Origin of the sequence: Streptomyces litmocidini (assembly GCF_014649755.1) — a bacterium.
In the GTDB taxonomy this organism is placed as follows: domain Bacteria; phylum Actinomycetota; class Actinomycetes; order Streptomycetales; family Streptomycetaceae; genus Streptomyces; species Streptomyces litmocidini.
Map to the genome: position 1 here is coordinate 16544 of NZ_BMTQ01000015.1, position 12079 is coordinate 28622.

A 12079-nucleotide genomic window follows, 5' to 3' on the forward strand; every position below is an offset into this window, starting at 1 on the left:
GGCCTGGAGGAACCCGTGCCCTACCCACGCGTCGACGTGGTCGTCTTGACGTTGAACGACCGCCCGGCCGAAGAGGCCGCCGCGCAGGCGACGCTCCTCGCGCAGCGCGGCGTCGATGTCCGGGTGGTCGTGGTCGGCAACGGCTGTCGCCCCGAAGTCGTGCCGCCCGGCGCGCTCACCGTGTGCCTGCCGGAGAACGTCGGCATTCCCGCCGGCCGAAATGCCGGTGCCGACGCCCTCGGCCGGGAACCCGATCCGGCCCAGTGGCTGTTCTTCCTCGACAACGACGCCGCCTTCCCCCGCATCGACGTTCTCGCCCGGCTCATCACCGAAGCCCAGCAGCACCCACGTGCCGCATACGTACAACCGAGACTGACCGGACCAGACGATGTGACCACGCCGCGCCGCTGGGTCCCCCGGCTGCGCGCGAGCCGTCCGGAGCGGCCCGGCACGACCACCACGATGACCGAGGGCGTCGTACTCGTGCGCCGAGAAGCATTCGACGCGGTCGGAGGGTGGCCGGCCGAGTTCTTCCTCTATCACGAGGGGCTTCAGTTGGCTTGGCAGTGCTGGTCGGCCGGATGGACAGGCTGGTACGCCGCCGGGATCCGGATGCACCACCCGCTCACGTCTCCTACTCGGCACGCGCTGTTCCACCGGCTCGCCGCCCGCAACCGGATCTGGGTCGCCTACCGCAGCCTCCCCGCTCCGCTCATCCCGTTCTACCTCGCCGTGTGGGCTGCGATCACCGTGGCCCGGGCTGTGCGCGTCGGCGGGCTGAGAGAGGCCCTGGCCGGCACGCGCGAGGGCTGGACGACCCGTCGAGCCCTAGGTTCTGTCGTCAAATGTCACGCCCACATCAGCAGTGAGGCGAGAGTGACGGCGGCTTCGTAGGACTGGGCGGTCTTGTCGTACCGGGTGGCGATCCCGCGCCATTGCTTGAGGCGGTTGAAGCACCGTTCGACGACGTTGCGGTGTTTGCAGGCCTCGCGGTCGAAGGCCGGCGGGCGGCCTCCGTGGCTGCCCCGCCGGGCCCGGTTGCGGACCTGGTCGGCCCGCTCAGGAATCGTGTGCGGGATGCCGCGGCGGCGGAGCCAGGAGCGGATCGCCTTCGAGCTGTAGCCCTTGTCGCCCAGGACATGATCGGGCCGGGTACGGGGTCGTCCCGGTCCGATCCGGGGCACCTTGATCGCTTCCATGACGGCGGTGAACCGGGTGCGGTCGTGGGTGTTGCCGCCGGTGACGACGAAGCCGAGGGGACGGCCCCGCCCGTCGCAGGCCAGGTGGATCCTGCTGGTCAGACCGCCTCTGGACCGGCCGAGCGCCGGGTCGCGGAGCCCCCTTTTCGGGTCCCGGCCGCCTGCTGGTGAGCCCGCACGACGGTGGAGTCGACCGACACCGGCCACTCGACGCCGCCCGCCGCGTCCGCCTTCGCCTGCGCGGCCCGCGGCATCCGGTCGAACGTCCCGTCCGCCGCCCACCTGCGGAAACGCGTGTGCAGCGTCGCCCACGGACCATGACGCTCGGGCACGTCCCGCCAGGCCGTCCCGGTCCGGAACTTCCACACGATCCCGTTCAGGACCCGGCGGTCGCCCAGCCGCTTCCGTCCCCGCAACGAGGCGGGCGGCAGCGGCCGGACGAACTCCCACTCGGCATCAGACAGTTCATGACGGCGTATCACGACACCATGATCCACCAGCGGTGATCATTTGAAGACACTGCCTAGGCCGAGACGTAAGCATCCACGACCTGTCACTGAGCCTTTTCCAACCTGCCTGTCAGCACGGCCGACTACGTCCGGTCGAGAGTTCGGGACATGGTGGCCGGCTGTGCGTCCACTGGCCAGCGGTCTGTCACCGGCTGGCGCAGCCGACTGTCCACGTGCCTTTGGCCAGCACCGATGCGAGGTGGGAAAACGCTCACCGTCCCGCTCGCTCAAACGAACTCACGCTGGAGGACATTCCCATGACCACCCCCCAGGCATCCGGGGCAGTGAACGAGCCGACCGGCGCCACGCTGGAAACGCCGCCCTGAGCCCGGGCTCACGCCCTGCAGGGACGCTCTCAGGCAGAGAGCCGAAGGACCGCCTACCGCGAGACACGCCCTACCCATGCGGACGACACCACGCAGATGTCCGTTGTCCTCCCGCTTTCTGCCCGAAGGAGCAGCGTCATGACCCGGGACAACGTTCCCGCCCCCGCTCAGCCGTCGAGCTCGGCGCCCGTCCAGCCGTCGTCCGGCACCGTTCCCGCCCAGCATGACGGCGCCGTGGCCGCCGAGGCGTCCCACACCATACCGGTCCAGTCGGCGGGCCCAGCGCCCGCCGTGCAGCAGGCGGCCGTCGGCGCCGACGTGCCCGCCGCGATGGCCCGGGCGTTGCCCAGGGCGCGTCGAAGACGCTCATGGCCCGTATGGCGGAAGAGTTCCTGGCCGACCCGCCCGACTGGGTCAGAGCACTGTGGGGCGTCTTCAAGGGGCTGCGGGAGTAGCCGCCGAGGCCGGACGGGGCGATCCCTGTCCGGCCTCCTTGGTGTGCGAGGACGTCGAGGTGCTGCCGGAACGGGACAGCTGGAGAGCCGTTGTCAGTGGCCTCTGACATCTGGTGTCGTGTCGGATTTGCTGTCCTCATGCTGGACTGCCAGGAGATGCGATTCATGCCCTTCACCGCACTGCATCCTGACCTCGGCCGTCTCGACTCCACCCTCCCCGACCTGGGGCGCGGCATGACCTGGGGCCAGGTGCACAAGGTCCGCCCTCGTGTCCCGCTCGTCTGCCCTGAGTGCGCCTGGGGTGTGCACCCGAAGGTCTCGGGGTCTGGTGTGCGGTTCTTCTGCCACGATCCGAACCGGCCCCCGTCGTGCGAGCTGTCGAACGAGTCGTGGGAACACCACATGCTCAAGCTGGAGACGGCGGGTGCGATCCGGGCCGCCGGGTGGTTCGCGGCCCTGGAGGCGCCGGCCGAAGACGGTTCCTGGCGCGCGGACGTAATGGCGTCGTCCCCGGACGGTGCGGTGCGGATGGCGTGGGAGTCGCAGTTGTCGCCGATCACCCTGGAGGACATCGAGACGCGCACTAGCCGGTACGCCGAGGAGGACATCCGAGTGTGCTGGGTGTACCCGGGCGTACGGCCGCCGCGGTGGATCAGCGCGGTACCGGCGATCCGGGTGCGCCCTCCGCAGGGGCGGGAGGCGTCGTGGGGGGGGTGGGCGACGGGCTCGCCGGGTTCGGGTACCGGGCCGGCCGGTGGGAGTTGCATGAGGAGCCGCTGGACCGGTTCGTGCGCTGGGCGCTGGGCGCTGGAGGGGCAGCTCGTCCCCGCCAAGGTGTTGCCGAGGTACCGGCGGGTGTACCGGGTGGTGGACGGTGAGCAGCGGCGGTTCACGCGGGACCGGTGGTGGACGTCGCAGAGGTCGGTCGCCGATCAGGCCAAGCACAAGGTGATGCGGCAGCGGCAGGAGGCCGCGCGAGCGGAGCGGGAGGCTCGTCAGCAGGAGCAGGAGGAGGCTGCGGCGCGGCGCTGGAAGGAGCTGGCGGAGCAGGAGCGGGTGCGCAGGGCCGCGGAGGACGAGCGCCGCCGGCTTGGGCAGGAGAAGAACCACCGCGTACTCATGGAGCAGCCGAAGGCTCGCTGGGCGGAGCAGGACGCGCGGCTGGAGCGAGAACGGGTGGAGCGTGACGCGCGTCTTGCCCAGGAGCAGGCCGAGAAGGAGGAGCGGAAACACCAGGAGTTGGAGACGGCTCGGGCATGGTGGGGCCGGCTGTCGTCGAAGCAGCGGACCGAGTTGCTCTCGGCCGTCGCCGAGTACGCGTGGCGGACGTCGAGCCTGCGGCTGGAGATCCCGGAGGAACTGAAGGTCTGGCCGCAGTACGCCTGCGGGATCCCGCTCTTCGCCAGGGACCGCCGACGAACCCTTTACGGAATCGCGCTCCCCTGCCCCGTCCTCGCCGCTTCCTGCCCGGGCCTCGCAGGGGAGCTGATTCTGGCCCGGAGCGCCCCGGAAGAACGCGAACTCGCCCGGATCCTTCCCGAGAACCGGATCGTGCACCTCAACCTGCCCGAACACGAACAACTCACCATGGTCTGAAGTTCTGCGCCCCGCCGCAGCACCCTCCAGTCGGCGTTCCCGAACCTAGGGGGGCGCGTACGCGCCGGGCAGCGAGCCCGCCTCGTACGACCGGTACGCGCTGATCAGACAGCCCGAGACCCTGGCCGTCCCGGAACGGATGGAAACCGTTCCGATGCTGCTGCGCGGGCTGTGGGACAAGGAGCTGGAGACGTCTTCCTCGACTGTCTCGAGTTCGCGTGAGGGCCGCGCATCCGCCTCAGCCGGTGAGCAGCCGGGAACAGCCGGCGGGGTCGGGCAGGGTGATCCTGCCCGACCCCGCTGTCGTCGGTCAGCGACTCATCCGCCCGCCGACGGCGGGCTTGCCCGTGGGCCGCCGACGGCTTGCTCGCTTCAGTCGCGCAGGCGGGAGAGCCAGCCGGTGGTCTTCTGCTTGGGCACGGCCTGATCCTGCTCCTGGTCGCGCTCCTCCTGCCGGTGACTCACACCCCAGGTCAGGTCCAAGTCGGCCTCGAACCGCTGGTCGCAGCCCCCGCACGGAGACGGGCGTTTCGCCGGGGAATGGCTCCAGCCGACGCGCGCAGTCGCCTTCCACCGTTCGTCGGTGAACGCGGCACCGCATTCGGTACAGACGGGGCGCTGGGGCCGTCCCAGAAGCCGTCCGGCCCTGTCTCGCCGCGCACCGGCTCCTGGCGCTCTCGCGTGTCAGCCGCTGGGCGGGCAACGGCGCCGGCCTTCTGCTTGCAGCCGTCGCACAGGTGCGGGTGGGAGTCCTTCGGGGTGCCCCAGTCCGTCGCCTGTGCCACCCTGCACCGTTCGTAGGTGGACTTCGCCCCGCAGCCGGCGCACGGGACGGCGCGCCTCATGCTCGGCTTCCTGCTTCGCGGCCTGCTCCTGCGCCGCGCGCTGCACCTTCGCCGGGTACTCCGCCTGTGCACGCGCGGTCTCTTCCCGGGCTTGGGTGTCGGCGGCCTCGCGGCGGGGGTTGCCGATCGCTTCCCGCAGGGGCTCCATGGGGTCGCGGCCGAAGCGGAGAAACAGCGGAGCGGGGGTGCCGGCCCGCGGCGAGCGCCTCCGGGGCGCGCCCAGGGCCAGGGACATGAGCCCGGGGGCGTGCCCGAGGGCGAGGTCTGGGCCGGGCCTCACGAATTCACGGAACGAGACCCGGCCGGGAGGAACGCTCCGTGCGCCACGCGAAGAGTCCCCGGGCGCTGCCGTGTGGCAGTGCCCGGGGACTTTCCGCTCTTGCTGGCGCGTCAGGGGGTGTACGTCTTCTTGAGGAACTGGGTGTACTCCTCAAGGCTGACCAGGATGTTCTCGTCGCTGTCGGCGCTCTGGAACTCCCGCATGGTCTCCGAAGTATCGGGCAGTCCGAGACGCACCTGCCACTTCCTCCACTCGTCCAGGTCCAGCGAGCTTTCATCGTCGCGCTGGCCCGCATCGACGACTGCGACGAGGAACGGGACGAGGGCCTTGTCGACGAAGCCGGGGCTGGCGAAGGCCGCGATGAACTGCTTCTCGCTGACCGTCTCGTCCGACATTTCGTCGCCCAGCAGAGCCTTCACGAGGGTGCCGACGGCTGATTGGACGGCGCGCTGCTTCTCCGCGTTGTCGGACCCCATGTAGTAGGGGAGGAAGGCGCGCTCGATGTCCCCCGGACGGAGTTGACCGTCACTGTCGGAGTCAAGCTTCTCGAACAGCGCCTCGGCGCGTTCCTGTGCCGTCATCGTCATGTTCCACCTGCCCTTTCTGTCGAACCAAGGTCGTTCCCACCGTGGCGCAGGAGCGGCCTTTCGCCTCCTGGGTCGCGGAGTGGATCCCTCGAAAGAGACAGCGAAGGCGCCCGTCTCCCGCACCCGGCCCAGGCCGACGACCACACCGGTGAAAACCCATGACGCCCATCAGTCAGTTGAGGGTGATCGTGGTCCGGGTGCCCCGAGGTGTGCGGCGCGGCGGGCGGCCGGGAGCCGGCTGATCGCGTGATCGGCTCCGCGCGGGAGGTCGGACACGGGGATGCCGTAGTGGGCCGAGAGCCGGTCGAGGTCGTCGAGGGACCACAGGGCGGTGCCGGACTGCTTGCGCGACACCTGCCTCTGGGTGATGCCGACGGCTTCCGCCAGGTCTGCCTGCCGCTCCCCCATGGCGTATATCAGGGCGGTCACGGTGAGCCGTGAGCAGGCCGCTGTGCTGGGCATATGAGGGTTCCTCGTCGTTTATGAGCGGACGGGCCGGCTGTGCGCCACCCCGTGGCGATCTCAACGGGATCAACCAAACACCTCACCGAGCAGTGACCACCGCTGACGAATCGAGGTCAAGGCCCGCGATCTTCTCATCCTGGAACATCAGGAATACGCGATCTTCACCACGGCATCGCCGTTCGACGCGGCTTCCGCGTAGAAAGACGCAACGTCACGGAGGACGGTCGCCAGATAGTCCGCGAAACTCTCCCCGATCTTGTCGCCGAACGCCGACTCCATCGCGTCGAGGCTGTCGCTCACCCTGCGCTCCGGATGGACAGTGGCGAGGTGGTCCGACACCCTGCGTACGTCGTCGGACCGCAGGACAACCAGGACCTCCGAATTGGTACGCCCCAGGAACGCACCTCCGAGGACGGGCTGACATCCGGCCTCATGGGCGTCCGGCGACCCTCCCGTGAATGCCGCGTGCACCACTTCCCACTCTTCGGAGAGGTCAAGAAGGAGTCCGGCACTCTGCGCCGCAGCGAACCGCTTCTCGTCAGACTTCAGGGGAACTTCCGCCAGAACGCTCTCGGTATTCATGGCCTCCAATCTCTTGGGCTGGAATCGGAAAAGCCTGACGACAAGACTCACGAAATTCTCACTCTCGACTCTGCCGCAACCAAGGGGCGCGGAGACTGTAGCATCGGCTCATTACAGGTGACCAGAACTGGACGCGGGCCGGGGTATACGTCATCGCTTACCCGGGCCCGTTTCAGATCCCGTTCTTCACAGAGCAGGCATCGCAGTCCGCTAAAAGCTGTCCCGTAACTGAACGGCGCCCCGTTGCCGATCCCGGATCTGACCATGTCAGTGAGCCTTTTCCAACCTCAGGTTGGAAAAGGCTCAGTTCGTCGAGCTGCTCGGAACAGCCCCTGCCAGCATCGATGACGGCAAGCTGACATTCGTCCGAGGAAGCCTGGCCACCACGCTTTCGCCCTGGAAGGACCGCTACAACCGGTCGGCCTTCGGCTGGATGGTCTATACGGACTGCACCGCTCTGCGTGACCGGATGGACGGCTTCGGTGGAGTGGGCATCCGGATCGACCACCTCTCGCCATCCGGTGATACAGGTCCGTCTGCCATCCCGCCCGCCGCCTGCTGTCCCTGGCCGTCGGGCAGCGCCCCGCTCTCTTCCGAGGCCACCGCCGGCGTTACTCGCTATGGGCCGGCTTCCCTGCGCTTCGTCCGTGACTTTCACGACCTGGGGCGGCTGCGGCAACGCGGACATGAGACCACCGCCGAGGACGGCGACGAGGCTCTTCGAGGACACGGGACCCTTCGGGCAGGACAGCGAAGCACTCAGCCCGAAGGGTCCCGCCCGCACCGAAAATCGCCCCTGACCTGCACGGACTCCCCTTCGCCCTGAGCCCTGGCGGGGTTCGGACCGACGACCCCCTTGACGAGAGAGGGAGGGGGAGCGGGGAGGCTCAGAACATCAGGTCGTAGGCGTTCCAGCCGCCGCCGACGAGGGTGCGGGTGGGGCCGGGAACCGCGGTGCTCCAGTGCGAGCCGGACGTGAGCAGGGGCACGCCTTGGTAGAGCCAGAGCTTCCCGGCGGCGTCGCGGGCGACCAGGTCAGGGTTCTCGTCACGTCCGAGTTCGGCCGTACCGGCGATGGCGGTGTAGACGTTCCAGCCGCCGCCGACGCGCAGCCTCGGCTCGAAGGGCGCACAAGGAGAGCAGCCCTGGGATGCGTACTTCCACAGCACGCCGTCCTCGTCACGGCTCAGAATCCCGCCGTAACCGCCCGACTTGGTGAAAGCGTTGTACGCGTTCCAGCCGCCGCCGACCCGCTGGCGCGGCGCGAACGGCCAGCTGTAACCGTAGTAGCCGAAGTCGTTCCGCACGTATTCCCACAGCACGCCGTCCCTGTCCCGGGCGACCAGACCGCCCTCGCCGTCACCGACGATGGCGGTGTAGACGTTCCAGCCGCCGCCGACCCGCTGGCGCGGCGCGAACGGGGCGGCGGGGTTCCCCGTCTCCTCGTAGTACCAGAGGACACCCGCCTTGTCACGGGCCACCAGGTCGCCCTCTCCGGCCGCCGTGGGGCTCCTCAGCGGGGTCACGGCGGTGTACGCGTTCCAGCCGCCGCCGACACGCTTGCGCGCGGCGAACGGACGGGTGACGTCGCCCGTGCCCTCGTACCGCCACAGCACGCCGTACGCGTCCCGGGCGTGCAGCGCGCCGCGCCGGCTCGGAGGAAGCGTCCCGGGAACGAAGTCGAGGCCGACCGTCCCCTCGGCCACCACCGCGCCCGTGCCGTCCTTCAGCTCGACCCGGGCGTCCGGGTGACCCATGACCAGCGCGGTCCGGTCCGCGTCCAGGGTGACGTCGTAGGCGAGGGTGCCCGCGGCCGTCACCGTCGGAAGGGCGAGGGACGGCGGCGGCTCCTCCTCTCCGGCCCGCACGTAAGGCATGTCCCACAGACACTTCCCGTACGCCACGCCGTTGACGGAGCAGGTGGAACGGATCACGTCCTTGCTCACCGGCGAGCCGCCCGCACTCGCGACCAGCGTGTCGGGCAGGCGCAGGACCCCGGTCACCGGCCCCCGGACGCCCGCCGGCAGCGTGGCAGTGAACCGGAGCGTCACCGCCCCTTCCTCACCCGCCGTCACCTTCAGTCGGCCGCCCTCCTGGACGACCGTCCCGACCTCGGCGCCCGTCCCGGCGACCGTCGGCACGGGCGCGGCGACGGCCGCCGCGCTCCCGAACGTCACCGGCGCCAGGGCCGCGACCAACGCCGCCGCGACCACGGCCGTACCCACTCGTGCCACGAAATCCTCCTCGGCCCCCGGATGGGGAGGCACCTGGTGCTGACGGAAGCGTGGCCCCGCTTCCCCTGCGCCCGTTCGACCCCGTGACGCCGCAAAAGGTTGCAGGAGCCCTCCCACAGGATTTCGAAGCGCGCATCGCCTTCGACACGAAGACGGACTCCGACGTCCGGCCGGCCGCCTGCTCCAGGGTCCCGGGACGGCCTCCTCCGACGGAGCGACTTTCGCGACGACGGGCCCCGCCGGCACCTCCGATGACGTATGCCAGGACTTCCTGGCATGTGGGCGGCGCGGCCGTGATCACGCGAAAGGGCCGACACCGGGGAATCACGCCCCTGTGCCGACCTTTCGCCCGGAGCCCCTGTGGGGTTCGAACCGACGACTCCCGCTTTACGAGTTCGATCGGAGCAACCGCGCGTAGTCAACAGCGGGGTCAGCCGGCCGGTGAGTCGCTGACCTTGCCCACCGGGCTGATCTCCCGCTTCCCGCCGTCGGTGACGGGGAGCGTGCCCGCCGGCCACTTCAGGGTGACGTGCTTGGTCTCGTTCGGGGGCGTCACCACGATTCCGCCCAGGTGGCCCTCCGCGTCACCGGCACGTGGAAGACCGAGGATCCCGCCGACAAGAGGTTTCGGACCTGGCTGGGCCTCTACGCGGTCGCCGACAGTCCGGCAACGATCAAGCTGATCGAGCAGCCCCTGGACGGCCGCGAGCGCCTCATCAAGCGGTGGTCCGAGCGGGCGGCATGACCCCATCGGGCGAGGTGACCGGCCGGAGCCGGCCGCGTTGATTCGCCGTCAGGTCCCCAGGTACCGGAGTTGCCCTGGTACTGCCACGCTCCGGCGGGGACCTGTTCCCAGCCGCGGCGGTTGGCGTAGGCGAGGAACAGGCGCCAGACGCCGGCCATCGCGGGGGCGATGTGGCGGGTGGCGTCCTGGTGGGGAACGCGGCTCATAGTGCCGTCGGCCAGGCGGAAGTGGCCGTCCGCGGCGGTGGGCCCCAGCACGATCCGGGCGCGGCGCTCGGCCGGATACTGAGCCCCTTCCAACCTGACGGCAGTGGGCCGCATCGCCCGGCGATGATCCAGGGACGCGGCGCGACGGCCCCGTTCCGGCGGAGTCCGCCGGAACGGGGCCGTCCCCTGGGACGGGAGCCCGCGTCACGCGGGAGGCCGCCGGGTCAGAACTGGAGCGACCAGGCGTTGATGTAGCCGGTGTCGTTGGTCCAGTTGTCGGTGGCGCGGAGCTTCCAGGTGCCGTTGGCGGACTCGCCGGAGGCGTTGACGGTGAAGGTGCCCTGGATGTCGTCGGCGCTGTCGTTGGAGTTGTAGTCCTTGAGGAGGAAGGCAGTGCCGTCGGGGGCGAGCAGTTCCAGCTTCACGTCGCCGCGGTAGGTGTGGCGGACGTCGACGGTGACGGCGAGGTTCGAGGGGGCGTTGCCGGTGATTCCGGTGACCGCGAGGGGGGAGTCGACGGTGGCGTTGTCACGGATCTGGTAGTCGTCGGTGTTCTCGAACTTCTTGCCGGTGGGCGGCGGGGTGGTGCCGCCGGCGCCGGTGTAAAGGAGCTTGTTGGGCGAGCCGGTGCGGGCGTCGGTGACCTTGTCGGGCGTGGCGTCCGCGACCAGCCTGTCGCGGACCTGGGCCGGGGTCCAGGTCGGGTTCGCGGCGAGCAGCAGGGCGGCCGCGCCCGCGACGTGGGGGGAGGCCATGGAGGTGCCGCTCATCGTCTGGGAGGCGGTGTCACCAGAGTTGGACGTGGAGACGATGCTGTCCCCGGGGGCGAAGATGTCCAGGCAGGTGCCGTAGTTGGAGCCCTGCCCGTTGGACCAGCCGGAGGCCCGGGCGTCGCGGCTGTTGGTGGCGCCGACCGTGATCGCCGACGGCGTGGAGGACGGGGAGTAGGAGCACGAGTCGGCGTTGTTGTTGCCGGCCGCGACGACCCAGGTGACACCGGAGGCTATGGAGGCCGCGACGGCGTCGTTCACCGACTGGGTCTTTCCGCCGCCGATGCTCATGTTGGCCACGGCGGGCTTGACCGCGTTCTTGGTGACCCAGTCGATGCCCGCGAGGACCGGGGCCCAGGTGTCGCCCGAGGTGCCCTGACAGTTCAGCACGCGGACGCCGATGAGCTTGACGCCCTTGGCGACGCCGTAGGAGCTGCCTCCGACGGTGCCCGCGACGTGGGTGCCGTGCCCCTGGCAGTCGGAGGCGTTCGAGTCGTTGTCGACGAAGTCGTAGCCGCTGACCGCGCGGTTGCCGAAGTCGCGGTGGGTCATCCGGATGCCGGTGTCCACGATGTACGCGTTCACGTTGGAGGCGGTGGTCGCGTAGGTGTAGCTCGAGTCCACGGGAAGGCTGCGCTGGTCCACGCGGTCCAGGCCCCAGGAGGGCGGCGAGGGCTGGGTGTCGACCGCGTACGCCACGCCATCGGCCTCCACGCGGGCCACGGTGGGCTCGGCGGCCAGCTCCTGGGCCTCGCTCTCCGTCATGCGGACGGCGAAGCCGCGCAGGGCGGTGGTGTAGGTGTAGCGCAGGCTGCCCGCGTGGCGCTTGGCCAGGGCCCGGGCGGAGGCGGGCACGTCGGCCGAGGGGACCGAGCCCTTGAAGGTGACGATGTAGGAGCCGTCGACCGCTCCCGGCCGGTCCGCGCCGACGATGCGGTTCTCCCCGCCGCTCGGCGGTGTCGGCGCGGCCGTGGCCGCGGCGGTCGCGGAGGCCACGGCGAGCAAGGCGGCACTGGTACTGATGACGAGCAGGCGCCGGAGGGCGCGAGCGTCGAACTCCATGACTGCTTCCTTCGTGGGAGGTGTCCGGACCGGGGTCGATGTCCGGAGGGCGGCATCCGCCCCGCCGGTGGGTCCGGGCACGCTCCGTCAGGGGTGGGAGGGCGCGCCCGGAGGATGGCCGCAGGCCGGCCGAGACGGTGGTCCGGGTAAGGACCGTGACGATCCGTCGGCCGAAGGCGGTCGTACGGGCGCCGCTGGTGGCGGCGCCGGGACGGCGG

9 protein-coding genes and 1 pseudogene are annotated in these 12079 nt (G+C 70.2%); 3 read left to right on the forward strand and 7 right to left on the reverse strand.

Features of this window, described 5'->3' with window-relative positions; genetic code table 11:
• Positions 1-15 precede the first annotated feature (15 nt).
• Positions 16-894, forward strand: coding sequence for a glycosyltransferase family 2 protein (locus IE180_RS27250; RefSeq protein WP_190159616.1), 879 nt, complete (start codon positions 16-18; stop codon positions 892-894).
• Here the strand turns inward: IE180_RS27250 and IE180_RS27255 are convergent.
• Positions 849-1681: pseudogene (locus IE180_RS27255) on the reverse strand (IS5 family transposase). The gene IE180_RS27250 and the pseudogene IE180_RS27255 sit on opposite strands and share 46 nt — an antisense overlap.
• 973 nt (positions 1682-2654) lie before the next feature.
• On the opposite strand from IE180_RS27255, the gene IE180_RS27260 reads away from it, so the two are divergent.
• A complete protein-coding gene (locus IE180_RS27260) occupies positions 2655-4085 on the forward strand; it encodes a competence protein CoiA family protein (RefSeq protein ID WP_190159617.1) in 1431 nt (476 codons plus the stop codon).
• A 1235-nt stretch (positions 4086-5320) separates the two neighbouring features.
• Here IE180_RS27260 and IE180_RS27265 read toward each other — a convergent pair.
• The 5 genes from IE180_RS27265 to IE180_RS27285 all read right to left on the reverse strand — a co-directional run bounded on the left by IE180_RS27265 (position 5321) and on the right by IE180_RS27285 (position 9637).
• The gene (locus IE180_RS27265) at positions 5321-5797 is read right to left on the reverse strand and encodes an EF-hand domain-containing protein (RefSeq protein WP_190159618.1); all 477 of its coding nucleotides are present in this window, start codon (positions 5795-5797) and stop codon (positions 5321-5323) included.
• A 168-nt stretch (positions 5798-5965) separates the two neighbouring features.
• Positions 5966-6259: a helix-turn-helix domain-containing protein gene (locus IE180_RS27270; RefSeq protein WP_190159619.1), complete on the reverse strand. Its 294-nt coding sequence runs from the start codon at positions 6257-6259 to the stop codon at positions 5966-5968.
• Between the two features lie 147 nt (positions 6260-6406).
• Positions 6407-6895, reverse strand: a complete 489-nt coding sequence (locus IE180_RS27275; RefSeq protein WP_190159620.1) for a DUF1877 family protein — start codon at positions 6893-6895, stop codon at positions 6407-6409.
• Between the two features lie 836 nt (positions 6896-7731).
• Positions 7732-9078: a tachylectin-related carbohydrate-binding protein gene (locus IE180_RS27280; RefSeq protein ID WP_190159621.1), complete on the reverse strand. Its 1347-nt coding sequence runs from the start codon at positions 9076-9078 to the stop codon at positions 7732-7734.
• Between the two features lie 430 nt (positions 9079-9508).
• On the reverse strand, positions 9509-9637 hold the full coding sequence (locus IE180_RS27285) for a hypothetical protein (RefSeq protein WP_373302830.1): 129 nt from the start codon (positions 9635-9637) through the stop codon (positions 9509-9511).
• Between the two features lie 12 nt (positions 9638-9649).
• On the opposite strand from IE180_RS27285, the gene IE180_RS27290 reads away from it, so the two are divergent.
• Positions 9650-9823, forward strand: coding sequence for a hypothetical protein (locus IE180_RS27290; protein WP_190159764.1), 174 nt, complete (start codon positions 9650-9652; stop codon positions 9821-9823).
• A gap of 430 nt (positions 9824-10253) precedes the next feature.
• On the opposite strand, the gene IE180_RS27295 is transcribed toward IE180_RS27290, so the two are convergent.
• Entirely contained in the window at positions 10254-11861 is a 1608-nt protein-coding gene (locus IE180_RS27295) for a S8 family peptidase (protein WP_190159622.1), read from the reverse strand.
• Positions 11862-12079: the final 218 nt, after the last annotated feature.

What these genes read in the sequence shown, in the direction of transcription:
- IE180_RS27265 (WP_190159618.1), bottom strand. Translation starts at nt 5,797, where the DNA reads ATGACGATGACGGCACAGGAACGCGCCGAGGCGCTGTTCGAGAAGCTT.
- IE180_RS27270 (WP_190159619.1), bottom strand. Translation starts at nt 6,259, where the DNA reads ATGCCCAGCACAGCGGCCTGCTCACGGCTCACCGTGACCGCCCTGATA.
- IE180_RS27295 (WP_190159622.1), bottom strand. Translation starts at nt 11,861, where the DNA reads ATGGAGTTCGACGCTCGCGCCCTCCGGCGCCTGCTCGTCATCAGTACC.
- IE180_RS27260 (WP_190159617.1), top strand. Translation starts at nt 2,655, where the DNA reads ATGCCCTTCACCGCACTGCATCCTGACCTCGGCCGTCTCGACTCCACC.